We start from the raw sequence: 16,518 nt of genomic DNA, 5'->3' as shown, positions 1-16,518 counted from the left end.
TCGGCGGCCTCGACCGGCTCCGCGGCCTGGGTGGCCTTGCGGGTGCGGCGGCGGGGCTTGGCCTCGGTGCCTTCGGCCGTGTCGGCGACGGCCTCGGCCTTGGCGGCGGCGGTCTTCCGGGTGCGGCGGGGCTTGGCCTCGACCGCTTCCTCGGCGGCCTCGACGGGCTCGGCGGTGGCGGCCTTGCGGGTGCGGCGGCGCGGCTTGGTCTCCGTGCCTTCGGCGGTGTCCGCGACGGCCTCCGCCTTGGCGGCGGCGGTCTTCCGGGTGCGGCGGGGCTTGGCCTCGACCGCTTCCGTCTCCGGCGCCGTCTGTGCCGGGATACCGGCGGCGGCCTCGGCGGCCTCGACCGGCTCCGCGGCCTGGGTGGCCTTGCGGGTGCGGCGGCGGGGCTTGGCCTCGGTGCCTTCGGCCGTGTCGGCGACGGCCTCCGCCTTGGTGGCGGCCGTCTTCCGGGTGCGGCGGGGCTTGGCCTCGGCGGTCTCCGGGGCCTGGGTGGCCTCGGTCGCCTCGACGGGCTCGGCGGTGGCGGCCTTGCGCGTACGGCGGCGCGGCTTGGCCTCCGTGCCTTCGGCGGTGTCGGCGACAGCCTCCGCCTTGGTGGCGACCGCTTCCGCCTTGGTGACGGCCTCTGCCTTGGGGGCGGCCGTCTTGCGCGTGCGGCGCGGCTTGGTCTCCACGGGTGCTTCGACGACCGGGGCCTCGACGACCGCCGGGGCCGTGGCCGTCGGCTCGGTCGCGGACGTGGTCTCCAGCGGAGCGGCCGGCGCCTCCGCAGACTTGCGGGTGCGGCGGCGACGCGGCTTGGCCGGGGTCTCCACGACCTCCGCGGCCTGCGCCACGTCGGTGACCTCGGAGACCGCTACGGCGCTGTCCTCGGCGGCCTGCGCCACCGGGGCGTCGGCCGTGGTGGCCTGCACCGGACGGCGCGACGGCTCACCGCCACGCGTACGCCGGCGGCGGCGCAGCGTGCGGGGACCGCCGGCCTCTTCGGTGTCCGTGGCGGCACCGCCGGTCACGGCCTCGGTCGCGGCGCTCGCGGAGGTGTCCGCGTCCACCGGAGCCCCGCCGCGCATCCGGCGGCGGCGACGCGGCGTCTCACGGGAGGAGCGCTCGCGCTCGGCGGGGCGGGACTCGTCCCGGCCGCCACGGCCACCGCGGGTACGGCCACCGCGGCCGCCCGGCTCGCCCAGGTCCTCCAGGACCTCCGCCTCCAGCCCGGCGCGGGTGCGCTCGGAGCGCGGCAGCACACCCTTGGTACCCGCGGGGATACCGAGGTCCGTGTACAGGTGCGGGGAGGTGGAGTACGTCTCCGGCGGGTCGTTGAAGCCCAGGTCCAGCGCCTTGTTGATCAGCTGCCAGCGGGGGATGTCGTCCCAGTCGACCAGCGTGATCGCCGTACCCTTGGCGCCCGCGCGGCCGGTGCGGCCGATGCGGTGCAGGTACGTCTTCTCCTCTTCCGGCGACTGGTAGTTGATGACGTGCGTCACGCCCTCGACGTCGATGCCGCGGGCGGCCACGTCGGTGCAGACGAGCACGTCCACCTTGCCGTTGCGGAAGGCGCGCAGGGCCTGCTCGCGGGCGCCCTGGCCGAGGTCGCCGTGGACCGCGCCGGAGGCGAAGCCGCGCTGCTTGAGCTGGTCGGCCAGGTCGGCCGCCGTGCGCTTGGTGCGGCAGAAGACCATGGCCAGTCCCCGGCCGTCGGCCTGCAGTATGCGCGCCACCATCTCGGGCTTGTCCATGTTGTGCGCGCGGTAGATGAACTGCTTCGTGTTCGCGACCGTCGCGCCCGCGTCGTCCGGCGAGGTGGCGCGGATGTGCGTGGGCTGCGACATGTAGCGGCGGGCGAGTCCGATGACCGCACCCGGCATGGTCGCCGAGAACAGCATGGTCTGGCGCCGCGTCGGCAGCATGTTGATGATCTTCTCGACGTCGGGCAGGAAGCCCAGGTCGAGCATCTCGTCGGCCTCGTCGAGGACCAGGCACTTGACGTGCTTCAGGCTGAGCTTCTTCTGGCCCGCGAGGTCCAGCAGGCGGCCCGGGGTGCCGACGATCACGTCGACGCCCTTCTTCAGGGCCTCGACCTGCGGCTCGTAGGCCCGGCCGCCGTAGATCGCGGTGACGCGCACGTTGCGGACCTTGCCGGCGGTCAGGAGGTCGTTGGTGACCTGCTGGCACAGCTCGCGCGTCGGAACGACGACGAGGGCCTGCGGGGCGTCGGTCAGGGCCTCGGGCGCGGCGCGCCCCGCCTCGACGTCCGCGGGGACGGTGACGCGCTCGAGGAGCGGAAGGCCGAAGCCCAGCGTCTTGCCGGTGCCGGTCTTGGCCTGGCCGATGACGTCCGTGCCCGACAGGGCCACGGGGAGCGTCATCTCCTGGATGGGGAAGGGGTTGATGATGCCGACGGCTTCGAGGGCTTCGGCGGTCTCGGGGAGGATCCCGAGGGATCGGAACGTCGTAGTCAGGGTGCTGCCTCTTCTGTGTACGTGGTGCGAGGCGAGCGCGCGGGTCTTGACGGATCGTGTCGGGGACGTCGGCTGCCTTACGGATGAGCCGTAGGACACGGGACCTCTGTCGACGCTCCAGCGCTCGTACCACTGAGGGTCCCCCTCCGGATTCCGTACGCAGTGTGGCGTACGGCAGGGAGGGCTGTCGGGTCGGAGCCGATCGGGCCACCGACCGGGCATCCTCATGCGTGCGGCCCGACGACGATGTCACGTACCCGTACGTCACATACTCGGCAGGCGCATTACCACCATACCCCGGATTCGCGCACATGCGATGGCCGAATTGGTCACGTAGTCGTCGTCACACTGACTGACCAGGGCCTTACCGCTGTCGAAGAGCGGGCTATTGTGCGCTGCATGACGAGCTCTGACAAGCCTGGCACCGCCGCAGACGCCCCCGCCGAAACCACCGGAGCAGCCGAAGCCACCGGCCCCACCGGAGTGGCCGCCCGGGACTGGGCGTCGGCCGCGGCCGACCCGCAGTACCGCGCCGCCGTCGTGGACCTGCTCGGCGCGCTCGCGTACGGCGAGCTGGCGGCGTTCGAGCGGCTGGCGGAGGACGCCAAGCTGGCGCCCACGCTGGCGGACAAGGCGGAGCTGGCGAAGATGGCGTCGGCGGAGTTCCACCACTTCGAGCGGCTGCGCGACCGGCTCGCGGAGATCGGCGAGGAGCCGACCGCGGCGATGGAGCCGTTCGTGGCCGCCTACGACGGCTTCCACAAGCAGACGGACCCCTCGGACTGGCTGGAGGGACTCGTCAAGGCCTACGTCGGCGACTCCATCGCCAGTGACTTCTACCGCGAGGTCGCGGCCCGCCTCGACGCGGACACCCGTGAGCTGGTGCTGGCCGTGCTCGACGACACCGGGCACGCCGGTTTCGCCGTGGAGAAGGTCCGTGCGGCGATCGACGCCGACCCGCGTGTGGGCGGGCGGCTCGCGCTGTGGGCGCGGCGGCTGATGGGCGAGGCCCTCTCGCAGTCCCAGCGGGTGGTGGCCGACCGGGACGCGTTGTCGACCATGCTCGTGGGCGGTGTCGCGGACGGCTTCGACCTGGCCGAGGTCGGCCGGATGTTCTCCCGGATCACCGAGGCGCACACCAAGCGGATGGCGGCGCTGGGTCTGGCGGCCTGACCGCTGTCAGCTCGGGCCCGCTCCGGAGCCTCGGCGGCCGGTCAGGCGGTCGCCGAGCTGCGGTGGAGTCTTCCCGCGGGGCGCAGCAGCAGCGACAGCGAGGCCGCGGAGAGCGCGGCCGAGCCCAGGAGCACCAGCAGCAGGCCGCCGGCGCCCAGTGCGGTGTGCGTGACGAACGCCCCGAAGAGCGCTCCGGCGATGCCCGTCGGCAGGACCAGGACCCGGGCGGGGAGGCGGTGCGGCAGGCGATGGACGGCCGCCCATGCCAGGGCGAGTCCGAGGATCGCGGCGCTGAGCGCTTCCAAGAGCATGTCGGGGTCCCTCCCACATGGCCGGCCTGCCCGAACGGTCACAGCCGTCATACCCCTGACCTGCGGAATGCAACCCTCCCCCTGTGGGTGAACTGTGTTCCACCCGTGAACGGGGAGACTCCGCCGACTCCGCGGAAACGGGAGGGGTCCGGCGGTGACACGCACCGCCGGGCCCCTCCCGCGACTTCGTCCGTCGTCCCGATTCCGGGCTACAGCGCGCCGAAGCCCACCTTGCGCGGGGACGGCTCGCCGATCTCGACGTAGGCGAGCCGGTCGGCCGGTACCAGGACCTTGCGGCCGTGTTCGTCCACGAGGCTCAGCAGCGCCGACTTGCCGGCCAGTGCCTCGGCCACCACCCGCTCGACCTCCTCGGCACTCTGACCGCTCTCCAGAACGATCTCGCGGGGCGCGTGCTGCACGCCGATCTTGACCTCCACGGCTATGTCCCTCCGACGGTCAGTGAAGTGCGCGATCTTCCGCGCCGTACCCAGCACACATTAGCCCGGTGAGGGGACGTACACGGTGCGTCGGAGAACGCCAGGAGCGAACAGCGGGCGGGAACAGACCCGCCGCGCGCCCCTCGTACCGCGACCGTCAGTGCTGCTCGGTGCCGTGCAGCGGGAAGCCGGCGATGCCCCGCCAGGCCAGCGAGGTCAGCAGCTGCACCGCCTGGTCGCGCGGCACGCTGCGGTCGCTGTGCAGCCAGGAGCGGGCCACCACCTGGGCGAGGCCGCCGAGACCGGAGGCCAGCAGCATCGACTCGGCGCGCGAGAGGCCGGTGTCCTCGGCGATCACGTCGCAGATCGCCTCGGCGCACTCGTTGGTGACCTTGTCGACGCGCTCGCGCACGGCGGGCTCGTTGGTCAGGTCCGACTCGAAGACCAGGCGGAAGGCGCCGCCGTCGTCCTCGACGTACGCGAAGTACGCGTCCATCGTCGCCCGGACGCGCTGCTTGTTGTCGGTCGTCGAGGCGAGCGCGCTCCGCACGGACTGGATCAGCGCCTCGCAGTGCTGGTCCAGCAGGGCGAGGTAGAGGTCGAGCTTGCCCGGGAAGTGCTGGTAGAGCACGGGCTTGCTGACACCGGCCCGCTCGGCGATGTCGTCCATCGCGGCCGCGTGGTACCCCTGGGCCACGAACACTTCCTGTGCGGCGCCCAGCAGCTGATTGCGTCGGGCTCGGCGGGGAAGGCGTGTGCCCCGCGGGCGTACCGCATCTGTCTGCTCGATGGCTGTCACGCCGCCTCCCATAGTCGTCCTCGTGCGGTGTGCGCCGCGTCGTCATCGTACTTTTCGGTAACCGTGGTGTGTGTGCTGCGAGCGCAGAATTTCACGGACCGGACGGTGCCGAAAGCCGCACAACAGGTTTCAAAAGGGTCCAGGCCGGGCAGGGATGCGCCTTCCTTCCGTTCGACGCTCAGCGGTAGTCGTCCTCGCCGCTGGAGACGACCCGGGCCTGTTCGGCGAGGTCGGCCTCGTTGGCGCGGTCGGTGTCGGCGCCGGTAAGCGGGTCGTCGCGCTCCTGCGCGAGGTCCGCGTGCTGCTCGGCCGCGTCGGCGTCGGGTGCCTCGACATCGATTTCCTCGGGGTCCGGTGTCTCGGCGTCGAAGGTCTCGGGATCGGTCGGGTCGACGGTCATGATGGGCTCCCTTCGTACGAACGTCCCCGCGGGTGCGGGGGCCACATGCGGGTGCCCACTCCACGAGCCTAGGAGACACCCGATCCGGACGCCATGCGTCGCACACGTCCGGTCCGGTCCGCCGGTCCCGTCCGCCGGTCCGGGCCCCTGGCTCTCCGCCGCCTGTGACTGCCGACACACGAGGCGCGGCGTGATCGTCTCGTAACATTGCCGCATGCCTTCGACCGAGCCGTACTCCGAGCCGCCCTCCGCGCCGCCCGCGAACGTGCTGCCGAAGGTCGGGTCCGTCAAGGTCGCCGACGGCGAGCGGCTCCGGTCGGTCCACCTGCCCGGCATGACCCTGACGGTGCGTTCCAGGCGACCGCTCCGCGACGGCCTGCCGCCCGCCCTGTACGTCCACGGCCTCGGCGGCTCCTCCCAGAACTGGTCGGCGCTGATGCCGCTGCTGGACGGTGTCGTCGAGAGCGAGGCGATCGACCTGCCCGGCTTCGGCGACTCCCCGCCGCCGGACGACGGCAACTACTCGATCACCGGCCACGCCCGCGCGGTCGTCCGGCACATCGACGCGTCCGGGCGCGGCCCCGTGCACCTCTTCGGCAACTCGCTCGGCGGCGCCGTCGTCACGCGGGTCGCCGCGGCCCGGCCCGACCTGGTGCGCACCCTGACCTTGATCTCGCCCGCGCTGCCCGAGCTCCGCGTGCAGCGCAGCGCCGTGCCCACGGGGCTGCTGGCGCTGCCGGGGGTGGTGTCGCTGTTCAACCGGCTCACCCGGGAATGGACCGCTGAGCAGCGGGTCCGCGGTGTGACCGCGCTCTGCTACGGAGATCCGGGACTGGTGTCGCCGGAGGGCTTCCGCAACGCCGTCGAGGAGATGGAGCGGCGGCTGCGGCTGCCGTACTTCTGGGACGCGATGGCGCGTTCCGCCCGCGGGATCGTGAACGCGTACACGGTGGGTGGCCAGTACGGTCTGTGGCGACAGGCCGAACGGGTTCTCGCACCGACCCTGCTGGTCTACGGTGGACGCGACCAACTCGTCGGCTACCGCATGGCTGGACGGGCCGTCCGCGCCTTCCGTGACTCCCGGCTGCTCACCCTGCCGGACGCGGGTCACGTGGCGATGATGGAATACCCGGAGACCGTGGCCACGGCCTTCCGTGAACTCCTCGCGGACACCGAGCGGCCGATGGCCGGCGAGCGGACCGACGGGATCGTCGACGACGAACCCGCCAACCAGAGCACAGGAGGCTGAGGCGCGACGTGGGACGCCACAGCCGCCGTGGACCCGCCCCGAAGGCCGACACCGCGGACACCGCCGCCAAGGCGCGGGGTGGACCCCGGGGTCCCCAGAGCGGGCCCCAGGGGAGCCCGCAGATCGGTCCCCAGGGACACGCGGGTCCGGGGCGAGGTCTTGATCCACGGTTCCCGGACGGTACGCCCGCCCATGGTTACCCGACGCTTCCGGGCGGCGGCGGACCGGCGCGCGGTTTCCCGGGTGCGCAGGGTGCCCCGGGCGGTACGCCCGCGTACGGGGGCCCGCGGTTTCCCGACGGCACGCCCGCGCACGGGGTGCCCAGGTTCTCCGACGGCACTCCCGCGCAGGGGGTGCCCAGGTTGCCCGACGGCACGCCCGCGCACGGCGTCCCCAGGTTCTCCGACGGCACGCCCGCGCAGGGTGTGCCGCGGGTTCGGGGCGGTCACCCCGAGCAGCGTGAAGCGGGCGGCGGCTGGGGCGAGTTGAACGGCCGGGCGGCGGCTCCCGACCGGTTCACCCGGCCGGGCCCGCCCCTCCCTCGGCAGCGGCAGGCGCCTCAGGGCGGGCCGCGCCAGGACTACCTGGACGCCTTCGCCGAGGACGACGACGTCTTCGCCTCCCGCCCTCCGCGTCGTACGCCCGCCCCCGCGCCGTCCGCCGACCCGTACGCCTCCGTCACCGACTGGAGCGCGGACGGCGGCGGCCGCCTCGGCGCGGACGCGGGACCGGGCGTGGACGACGGCGACGACGACGCCCCGCCCACGGGCGAGCCCGCGCCGGCCAAGGGCGGCAAGGGCAGGGCCTTCACCGGCATCGCGGCGGCCGCCGTCACCACCGTGCTCGCGGTGGTCGTGGCCGGCCAGGTCGCCGACGGGGCGGACGGAGGCGGCGGTACGCGGTCGCAGTCGGCCTCCGGCCAGGCCCGCGACGCCCACGACTCCGCGTCCCGCGACGACGAACGGCCGACACCCTCCGCGCCCGAGGCCGCCGCACCCCTGACGTACGAGCAGAAGCTCGGCAAGAGGTACCCGCTCAGTCCCAAGCTCAAGGCGTCGGGGAAGTTCGACGCGATCCCCGGCATCGCCAAGGCGCCCGGCAAGGGACAGAAGTACACCTACCGTGTGGACGTCGAACAGGGGCTCGGCCTCGACGGCGACCTCTTCGCGGAGGCCGTGCAGAAGACCCTCAACGACGAGCGGAGCTGGGCCCACGACGGCGCCCGCACCTTCGAGCGCATCCACTCGGGACAGCCCGACTTCGTGATCACGCTGGCCAGCCCCGGCACCACCGCCGACTGGTGCGCCAAGTCCGGCCTGGACACGACCGAGGACAACGTCTCCTGCGACTCCGCCGCCACCGAACGCGTGATGATCAACGCCTACCGGTGGGCGCAGGGCGCGGAGCCCTTCGGTGACGCGATGCTCGCGTACCGCCAGATGCTGATCAACCACGAGGTCGGCCACCGCCTCGGCTTCAACCACGTCACCTGCGACAAGGGCGGCGAACTCGCCCCGGTCATGCAGCAGCAGACCAAGTTCGTCGACCACGACGGGATCGACTGCCGCCCCAACGCCTGGGCCTTCCCGAAGGGCTGACCGGGCTTGGCCGAAGAGTCACATGCGGTGACCTCTTGATCTCTTAGCGCGACGGAACGCGCCCCGCACGGGAAAGTTACGACCGTTCACCCCTTTTGGTGGCGCGACGGACAACCGTCCATCGCGCCACCGCCTTGTCCGCATACGTTCGTCCCGCTGCGAGCCGCCGGGCCAACGGCGGCTCCCCAAACGGGAGATCGGGGGTGCGCGCGTGCGCATCGGACTGCTTACGGAGGGTGGCTATCCGTATGTGAGCGGTGAGGCCGGACTCTGGTGCGACCGGCTCGTGCGCGGGCTGGACCGGCACGAGTTCGACGTCTACGCGCTCAGCCGCAGCGAGCACCAGGAGGCCGAGGGGTGGGTGCCGCTGCCGCCGCAGGTCAGCCGGGTGCGCACCGCCTCGCTGTGGGAGGCCGAGGACGACGGGATCGTGCTCGGACGGCGCGCGCGCCGGCGCTTCGCCGAGTGCTACGGCGAGTTCGCCACGGCCCTGTGCACGGCCGCACCCGGAGATCCGTCCGCGGTCTCCGAGGAGGCGTCGGCCCTTGAGGCGGACCGTTTCGCCAGCGCGCTGTACGGCCTCGCCGAACTCGCCCGCGACGAGGGCGGGCTGCCCGCAGCGCTCCGGTCGGACAGCGCCGTGCGCGCCCTGGAACGCGCCTGTCGCGCGCCCGGCGCCCACCGCTCCGCACGCGAGGCGCGCGTCCCCGATCTGCTCACCGTCGCCGCGCGCCTCGAACGCGCCCTGCGCCCCCTCTCGCTCGACTGGTACGAGGACGACGGCCTCGGCGCCGTGGACCTGTGCCACGCGGCCTCCGGCGGCCCGGCCGCCCTGCCCGGTCTGCTCGCCCGCCACTTCTACGACGTGCCGCTGCTGGTGACCGAGTACGGGGTCCGGTTGCGCTCGCACTACCTCACGGAACCCGACGCCCCGCCGTCGATACGGACCCTGCTGGCCGCGTTCCACGGGCGGCTGGCCGCCGAGACCTACCGGCGCGCGGCCGTGATCACACCCGGCAACACGCACGCCCGCCGCTGGCAGGAACGCTGCGGTGCCGACCGAGCCAAGCTCCGCACGGTCCACCCGGGCATGGACGCCGCGCCCTTCGCCGAGGCGGGGGAGTCGCCGGAGTGCGCCGATCCGCAGACCGTCGTCTGGGTCGGCCGCGTCGAGCCGGCCAAGGATCTGGTCTCGCTGCTGCACGCCTTCGCGGAGATCCGCAGGGCCGAGCCCGGGGCGCGCCTGCGGGTCGTCGGCACGCCGTCCGGCCCCGAGGGCGCGGCCTACCTCGCCCACTGCAAGGGCCTGGCCGCGCAGCTCTTCCCCGACGAGGCCGACGGTCCGCACGCCGTCGGCCGCAACCCGGTCTCCTTCGAGGAGACCGGCGGGCCGGAACTGCCGTCCCGCGCCGACGCGTACGCCTCCGCCGCCCTGGTGGTGCTCTCCAGCGTCGTCGAGGGGTTCCCGGCCGGGCTGGTCGAGGCCATGTTCTGCGGTCGCGCGACCGTGTCCACGGACGTCGGCGCGGTGGTGGAGGCCATCGGCGGCACCGGACTCGTCGTGCCCCCGCGCAATCCGCGGGCGCTCGCCGAGGCGTGCGTCGCCCTGCTGCGCGACCCCGAGCGCCGCGAGCGCCTCGGAGCCGCCGCGCGCGCCCGCGCACTGGAGCTGTTCACCGTCGAGCAGAACGTCGCGGCATTTCACGGCATTTACCTGGAGATCGTCTCGCGCACCCCGGTACGGCGCGTCCTCCTCGACGACATGGGCGAACCCCTGCCGTTCGGCGTACCGGCCGAGGCGCACGTCCCGGGCCGGTGGGCCGATCCCGCGGCCCGGATCGCCGTCCGCGGCGGCCCCGGCTGGGCGACGGACACACCCGTCGCGGCCACGACCCCCGTCTCCGCCGCGCCCGAGGGAGCGTCCCGATGAGCGGCCTCGGCGAACTGGACCGGCCCGAGACGCCCGGCAGTCCGGGGGCCTGGGACGAACGCTCACGCCGGTCCCTGACGGACGTCGGTGGCGATGACGGTGGGACGGATGAGAGCGGGAGCCGTGGCGCGGGCGCCGGGTCGCCCGCGTGCGACCGGCAGTCGCCCACCCGCGCCCGCCGGTCCGCCGCGGACCCCGTGAAGGCCCTGATGCACCGCCACCGCGAACTGTGCGAACGCGCCGTGGACCCGCTGGAGATCGCGGCCGGCCTGGAGGCGCACGGCGTCACCGACCGGACCGCCGCACGCTTCCGGCACCGGGACGTCTTCTCCCTCGCGGAGGAGATGTACGCCCGCGTCCCGCGCGACGACGACCCGGCGCCGCGCCCCGCGGACCCGCCGGCCCCGAGGGTCCGCGCCGCCTGGCTCGTGCTCGCCCTGCTGCCCGGCTTCCTGTGCGCCGCCGCCGTGGCCGGCCTGCGCCTCACCGAAGGCCGGCCACGCCTGATCGCGGCCGCCGTCGGCGCGCTCGCCGTGACGCTGGCGCTGCGCGCGGCACTGCGCCGAGGGCCGCTGAGCGCGGCCACCCGCACCACCGGTACCTGGACCTGCTGGCTGATCGGCTACGCCCTCCTCGGCGACGGACTCCTGCGCACCGCCCTCGCCGGCGGACCCGACGCCCTGCCGGACGGCACCGCCGACGGTGCGTGGCCCGTCACCGTCGCCCCCGTCGTGGCGCTCGCGCTGTCCTGCGCGCCCGCCGCGGTCTGCGCCCACCTCTTCGCCGTGCGCGCCCGGCGCAAACTGACGTCCAGCCGCGGCCTCGCCGACTTCTCCGCCTCCGTACGCCCCCTCCTGCTCGGCACGTTCGCCCTGTACATGGGCGTTCTGACGGTCCTGCTCACGCTGACCGGCGCGGTCCTGGACGAGCCCGCGGCCCACCCCCAGGCCCTCGCCCTGGGCGCCCTGCTGCTGCTCGCCCGGCTGCTCACCGTGCACGGCCACGCCCACTCCGCCACCCTCGTCCTCACCGCCACGGCCGCCGCCGAGGGAGCCGCCCTGGCCACGCTCTTCGCCGGCCGCCTCCCCGGCTGTGACTTCCTGGCCGTCCCCGTGGAGGCCGTGGTCGCCGTCTGCGGCCCGGCCGGTGTGCCCACGGCGGCCTGCGGCATCGGTGCGCTGACCCTCCTGGTGCACGCGTCCCGCCGCCTGACCAGGGCGTCCGCCCACGCCCACGCCCATGCCGACGCAGCGACGGAGCGGCCGGGATGAGCGCGCCCCGGACAGCCATCCACACGTCCGCAACACCCCTTGAAGGAGCCCCCAGATGACCACCTCCCGACCCGACGCCTCGGCACCGGGAGCCGCCCGATGAGAGTCCTGCTGATCGGAGCCAACGGCTACATCGGACGCTTCGTCGCCGACCGCCTCCTCGCCGACCCGGCCGTCCAGCTCACCGCTCTCGGCCGTGGCGACGACGCCGACGTCCGCTTCGACCTCGCCAGCGGCAGCCCCGGCGCCCTCACCCGCTTCCTGGACGCGGTCCACCCCGGCGTCGTCGTCAACTGCGCCGGCGCCACCCGGGGCGGCGCCCGCGAACTCACCCGGCACAACACCGTCGCCGTCGCCACCGTCTGCGAGGCCCTGCGCCGCAGCGGGTGCGGCGCCCGGCTGGTGCAGGTCGGCTGCAGCGCGGAGTACGGGCCCAGCCAGCCCGGCTCCTCCACCGCGGAGGACGCCGTGCCCCGCCCCGGCGGCCCCTACGGCGTGAGCAAGCTCGCCGCGACCGAGCTGGTCCTCGGCTCCGGCCTGGACGCCGTCGTCCTCCGCGTCTTCTCACCCGCGGGACCCGGCACCCCCGCCGGCTCCCCGCTGGGCCGCCTCGCCGAGGCCATGCGCCGCGCGATGCAGTCCGGCGACGGTGAGCTGCGGCTCGGCGGCCTCGGTGCCCAGCGCGACTTCATCGACGTCCGCGACGTCGCCCGCGCCGTGCACGCCGCCTCGCTCTCCGCCGCCCAGGGCGTCATCAACATCGGCTCCGGCCGCGCCGTCCGCCTGCGCGACGCCGCCGCCACCCTCGCCCGCGTGGCCGGCTACGGAGGCGCCCTGCACGAACTCGACGGACCGCCCGGCGCGCTGCGGCCCACCATCGGCCATCCCCGCACCGAATCCGCCGGGCACCGCGTCGACGCCCTGGGCCACCACCGCGCCGACGCCCTCGGCCACCACCGTCCGGAACCCCTCGGGCACCGCGGCGACCGCGCCGACACCGAGCACGCCGCGCCGGTCGCCTACCCCTACCCCGACGGCTGCGGCAGCTGGCAGCAGGCCGATGTGCGCACCGCACGCGACCGGCTCGGCTGGCGGCCCCGGATCGGTCTCGAAGAGTCCCTCGCGGACATCTGGATGGAGGCGGCATGTCGTATCTGACCAGCACGAGGACGGGCACCGCGAGCACCGGCATACGCACCGGCCTCGGCGTCCCCGGGCTGGCCCACCCCCTCGTCGCCCCCGACGAGTGGGCCGGCCTCACCTGCCCCGGCACACCCCTGCACTGGGTCGTCCTCAACATCGCCGACGGCCCCGGCGCCCACCCCGACCCGCGCTGCCTGGAGGCCGCCGGGCGCCTGCGCAACGCGGGCGTCCGCGTCCTCGGCCACGTCGACGCCGCGTACGGGGCACGCAGCCTCGGCGATCAGATCTCCGAGGCCCACCGGTATCTCGACTGGTACCAGGTCGACGGCTTCCTCCTCGACCGCTGCCCGTCCGAACGGGCCGCCCTCCCCGAGATCCGCCGCACCGTCGGCACGCTCCGCGTGATCCGTGACGACGCCCACATCGTCCTCGGCCACGGCACCCACCCCTACCCCGGCTACGCCGAGAACGCCGACCAGCTCGTCACCTTCTCCGGCACCTGGGCCGACTACCGCTGGTCCCAGGCGGCCGAGTGGAGCGCCGACCACCCGCCCGAGCGCTTCTGCCACTTCGTCCACGGCGTGCCGCGCGGGCACCTGGAGGAGGCGCTGCGCATCGCCCGCTGGCAGGGTGCCGCGACGATCTACTTCACCGATCGCACGGACCTGGGCGGCCGGGTGGACCCCTGGGAGACGATGCCCGGCTACTGGGACGAAATCGTCTCGCGGGTCGGGACAGGTGTCTCGGAATGAAAAAGGCCGTGGCAGTGTTACTGGCAGAACAACCGTAATCACTGACCGACCAACGGAGTCCCCGTGTCGCTGCCACCCCTGGTCGAGCCGGCCGCCGAGCTCACCGTAGACGAGGTCCGCAGGTACTCCCGCCACCTGATCATCCCCGACGTGGGGATGGACGGGCAGAAGCGGCTGAAGAACGCCAAGGTGCTCGCCGTGGGCGCGGGCGGCCTCGGTTCGCCGACCCTGATGTACCTGGCGGCAGCCGGTGTCGGCACGCTCGGCATCGTCGAGTTCGACGAGGTCGACGAGTCCAACCTGCAGCGGCAGGTCATCCACAGCCAGGCCGACATCGGCCGCTCGAAGGCCGAGTCCGCCCGCGACACCATCAAGGGCATCAACCCGTACGTGGATGTGATCCTTCACGAGGAGCGGCTCGAGGCCGACAACGTGATGGACATCTTCCGCGAGTACGACCTGATCGTCGACGGTACGGACAACTTCGCGACCCGCTACCTGGTCAACGACGCCTGTGTGCTGCTGAACAAGCCCTACGTCTGGGGCTCGATCTACCGCTTCGACGGCCAGGCGTCCGTCTTCTGGTCCGAGCACGGTCCGTGCTACCGCTGCCTCTACCCGGAGCCCCCGCCCCCCGGCATGGTCCCCTCCTGCGCCGAGGGCGGCGTCCTGGGCGTGCTGTGCGCGTCCATCGGCTCCATCCAGACCAACGAGGCCATCAAGCTCCTCGCGGGCATCGGTGAGCCGCTGGTCGGCCGTCTGATGATCTACGACGCCCTGGAGATGCAGTACCGCCAGGTCAAGGTCCGCAAGGACCCCGACTGCGCGGTCTGCGGCGAGAACCCGACCGTCACCGAGCTCATCGACTACGAGGCCTTCTGCGGCGTCGTGTCCGAGGAGGCCCAGGCGGCGGCCGCCGACTCCACGATCACTCCCAAGCAGCTCAAGGAGTGGATGGACGACGGCGAGAACATCGAACTCATCGACGTCCGCGAGCCGAACGAGTTCGAGATCGTCTCCATCCCGGGCGCCAGGCTGATCCCGAAGAACGAGTTCCTCATGGGCTCCGCCCTGGAGAGCCTGCCGCAGGACAAGAAGATCGTCTTGAACTGCAAGACGGGTGTCCGCAGTGCGGAAGTCCTGGCGGTCCTGAAGTCCGCCGGCTTCTCGGACGCCGTGCACGTCGGCGGCGGCGTGATCGGCTGGGTCAACCAGATCGAGCCGGCGAAGCCGGTCTACTGACCGAAGCCGGTCCACCGACCGAGGCTGGTCCTCCGGACGGCGGGGGTTTCGCGCACCACGGGTGCCCGAAGCCCCCGCCGTCGTCATGAGCAGACCTTGCCGTCCTCGGGCACCGTCCCTTTCAGCAGGTAGGCGTCCACCGCGGAGTCGACGCAGTCGCTCCCGCTCCCGTACGCCCCGTGCCCCTCGCCCTTCCAGGTGAGCATCACACCGACGTCCTTGCCCAGCTCGTCCGCCATCCTGCGGGCACCCTCGTAGGGCGTGGCCGGGTCCCCGGTGTTGCCGACCACCAGGATCGGGGCCGCGCCGGACGCGCTCACCTCCGGAGTCTCGTGCTGTCCGGGAACGGGCCAGTCGTGACACCAGCCGGCCGTGTCCCAGCCCAGGAAGGCTCCGAAGACCGGCGAGACCTTCTCGAACCTCGGCAGCAGGGCCTTCGTCTCCTCCACGGTGGGCCGCTGCTTGTCGTCCAGGCACGATATGACCCGTTGGGAGTGGGTCGTCGTGCCGTAGCGCCCCGAGTCGTCGCGTTCGTTGTAGCCGTCGGCGAGGGCGAGCAGCTCCGAGCCGTCGCCCTCCTCGGCCGCCGCCAGCGCGCTGGTCAGGGCCGGCCAACTGGTCTTGCTGTAGAGCGGCAGCACGATGCCGGTGAACGCCAGCGTCTGCGTCAGCTTCCGTCCCGGCGACGACGTCGGCAGGGGCTCCGCGTCCAGCCGCTCCAGCAGGGCGGCGATCTTCCGCGATCCCTGCCGGGGTTCCTGCCCGGTCGACTTCAGGTAGTCGTCCAGCGCCCGCTGGAAGCCCCTGGCCTGGTTCTCGGCGTGGCCCATCGTGTCGGCGCCCGGGTCCACGACGGCGTCGAGGATCACGCGGCCCACCCGCTTCGGGAACAGGTGGGCGTACACCCCGCCGAGTTCGGTGCCGTACGAGATGCCGAAGTAGTGCATCTTCTCGTCGCCCAGTACATGGCGCATCAGGTCCATGTCGCGGGCCGTGTCCGTGGTCGCGACGTGCGCCATCAGCTTGCCGGCGGCCTTCTGGCAGCCCTTGCCGAAGTCGGTCGCGTCCTTCAGGTACGCCTGTTCCTCGGTCGCGGTGTCCGGCGTGGAGTCCACCGTCTCGGCCGCCTCGATCGCCTCGTCGGTGCGGCAGCGGACGCCCTCGCTGGCGGCCACCCCGCGTGGGTCCCAGCTCACCAGGTCGTACCGCTCGTGCAGCGAGGAGACGCTCTCGCCGTAGGACGGCATCATGGAGACGCCGGAGGCGCCCGGGCCACCGAAGTTGAACAGCAGGGAGCCGACGCGCTTGTCGCTCTTCGCCTCGGCCCGGATCAGCGCGAGGTCTATGGTCTCGCCCTTCGGTTCGGACCAGTCGAGCGGCGCCTTGAGTGTGGCGCACTGCCAGTCGCCGTCCGGTGCGGGGGAGTCGGCGGTGCCTTCGCAGCGGCTCCAGTCCAGCGACTGGGAGGCCAGCGCCTCGGGCACCCCGGACGGTGCCGCCGCCGAGGGCCCCGCGCTGCTCCTGCCCCCGTCGTCCCTGTCCTCGTCGGACGAGCCGCCGCTGCAGCCCGCCGTCAGCAGTGCGGCGGCGGCCGTCAGAGCCGTCCACCGTACGAGACGCGCCATGTCCTCTCCCCCCACGCAAGCCGTCCGCGCCGTGCGGCGGATGGCGGTCATGCCATGGTAGGCGGATCACGCAGCGCCCGCCGAAGCCTGTGGATAACGCTTTGACCTGGCGTTTTCCCAGTC

Annotated in this window: 14 protein-coding genes; 8 read left to right on the top strand and 6 right to left on the bottom strand. The window is 73.2% G+C overall.

Translation table 11 applies throughout. The features are described 5' to 3' along the window. Positions 1-2,372, bottom strand: a 2,372-nt coding sequence (locus ACFC1X_RS37285) for a DEAD/DEAH box helicase (RefSeq protein ID WP_376363088.1), incomplete at its 3' end; no start/stop codon positions are given. Between the two features lie 492 nt (positions 2,373-2,864). Between ACFC1X_RS37285 and ACFC1X_RS37280 the strand changes: the two genes are divergently transcribed. Beyond that, on the top strand, positions 2,865-3,638 hold the full coding sequence (locus ACFC1X_RS37280; RefSeq protein WP_125492219.1) for a ferritin-like domain-containing protein: 774 nt from the start codon (positions 2,865-2,867) through the stop codon (positions 3,636-3,638). Positions 3,639-3,679: 41 nt separating this feature from the next. Here the strand turns inward: ACFC1X_RS37280 and ACFC1X_RS37275 are convergent, their stop codons facing one another. From ACFC1X_RS37275 to ACFC1X_RS37260, 4 genes are all read right to left on the bottom strand, one after another. Beyond that, positions 3,680-3,949 (bottom strand): hypothetical protein, encoded by a 270-nt coding sequence (locus tag ACFC1X_RS37275; protein ID WP_161328107.1) that lies wholly within the window; start codon positions 3,947-3,949, stop codon positions 3,680-3,682. A 209-nt stretch (positions 3,950-4,158) separates the two neighbouring features. Then, the gene (locus ACFC1X_RS37270; RefSeq protein ID WP_376363084.1) at positions 4,159-4,386 is read right to left on the bottom strand and encodes a DUF3107 domain-containing protein; all 228 of its coding nucleotides are present in this window, start codon (positions 4,384-4,386) and stop codon (positions 4,159-4,161) included. Between the two features lie 157 nt (positions 4,387-4,543). Continuing rightward, a complete protein-coding gene (locus ACFC1X_RS37265; RefSeq protein WP_376363081.1) occupies positions 4,544-5,185 on the bottom strand; it encodes a TetR/AcrR family transcriptional regulator in 642 nt (213 codons plus the stop codon). Positions 5,186-5,363: 178 nt separating this feature from the next. After that, positions 5,364-5,585: a hypothetical protein gene (locus ACFC1X_RS37260; protein ID WP_376363078.1), complete on the bottom strand. Its 222-nt coding sequence runs from the start codon at positions 5,583-5,585 to the stop codon at positions 5,364-5,366. A gap of 214 nt (positions 5,586-5,799) precedes the next feature. Here ACFC1X_RS37260 and ACFC1X_RS37255 point away from each other — a divergent pair, with 214 nt between their 5' ends. The 7 genes from ACFC1X_RS37255 (at position 5,800) to moeZ (ending at position 14,770) form a co-directional block, all read left to right on the top strand. After that, positions 5,800-6,834, top strand: a complete 1,035-nt coding sequence (locus ACFC1X_RS37255; RefSeq protein WP_376363075.1) for an alpha/beta fold hydrolase — start codon at positions 5,800-5,802, stop codon at positions 6,832-6,834. 8 nt (positions 6,835-6,842) lie between these two features. Then, positions 6,843-8,432, top strand: a complete 1,590-nt coding sequence (locus ACFC1X_RS37250) for a DUF3152 domain-containing protein (RefSeq protein ID WP_376363072.1) — start codon at positions 6,843-6,845, stop codon at positions 8,430-8,432. A 211-nt stretch (positions 8,433-8,643) separates the two neighbouring features. Next, positions 8,644-10,362, top strand: coding sequence for a DUF3492 domain-containing protein (locus ACFC1X_RS37245; protein WP_376363069.1), 1,719 nt, complete (start codon positions 8,644-8,646; stop codon positions 10,360-10,362). Continuing rightward, positions 10,359-11,633, top strand: coding sequence for a hypothetical protein (locus tag ACFC1X_RS37240; protein ID WP_376363067.1), 1,275 nt, complete (start codon positions 10,359-10,361; stop codon positions 11,631-11,633). The genes ACFC1X_RS37245 and ACFC1X_RS37240 overlap by 4 nt, the downstream gene beginning before the upstream one ends. Before the next feature lie 99 nt (positions 11,634-11,732). Beyond that, a complete protein-coding gene (locus tag ACFC1X_RS37235) occupies positions 11,733-12,791 on the top strand; it encodes an NAD-dependent epimerase/dehydratase family protein (RefSeq protein WP_376363064.1) in 1,059 nt (352 codons plus the stop codon). Next, positions 12,779-13,528 carry a spherulation-specific family 4 protein gene (locus ACFC1X_RS37230; RefSeq protein WP_376363061.1) on the top strand — a complete coding sequence of 250 codons (750 nt, stop codon included), beginning with the start codon at positions 12,779-12,781 and terminating at the stop codon, positions 13,526-13,528. Before ACFC1X_RS37235 ends, ACFC1X_RS37230 begins: the two co-directional genes overlap by 13 nt. Positions 13,529-13,591: 63 nt before the next feature. Then, positions 13,592-14,770, top strand: coding sequence for an adenylyltransferase/sulfurtransferase MoeZ (gene moeZ / locus ACFC1X_RS37225; RefSeq protein WP_161331531.1), 1,179 nt, complete (start codon positions 13,592-13,594; stop codon positions 14,768-14,770). A gap of 83 nt (positions 14,771-14,853) precedes the next feature. On the opposite strand, the gene ACFC1X_RS37220 is transcribed toward moeZ, so the two are convergent. After that, positions 14,854-16,395 (bottom strand): alpha/beta hydrolase, encoded by a 1,542-nt coding sequence (locus ACFC1X_RS37220; protein ID WP_376363057.1) that lies wholly within the window; start codon positions 16,393-16,395, stop codon positions 14,854-14,856. Between the last annotated feature and the right edge of the window lie 123 nt (positions 16,396-16,518).

Origin of the sequence: Streptomyces sp. NPDC056128, assembly GCF_042263835.1 — a bacterium.
Classification (GTDB): domain Bacteria; phylum Actinomycetota; class Actinomycetes; order Streptomycetales; family Streptomycetaceae; genus Streptomyces.
The sequence above is the reverse complement of the archived record's forward strand: the minus strand, read 5'-3'. Positions and strand labels throughout refer to the sequence as shown.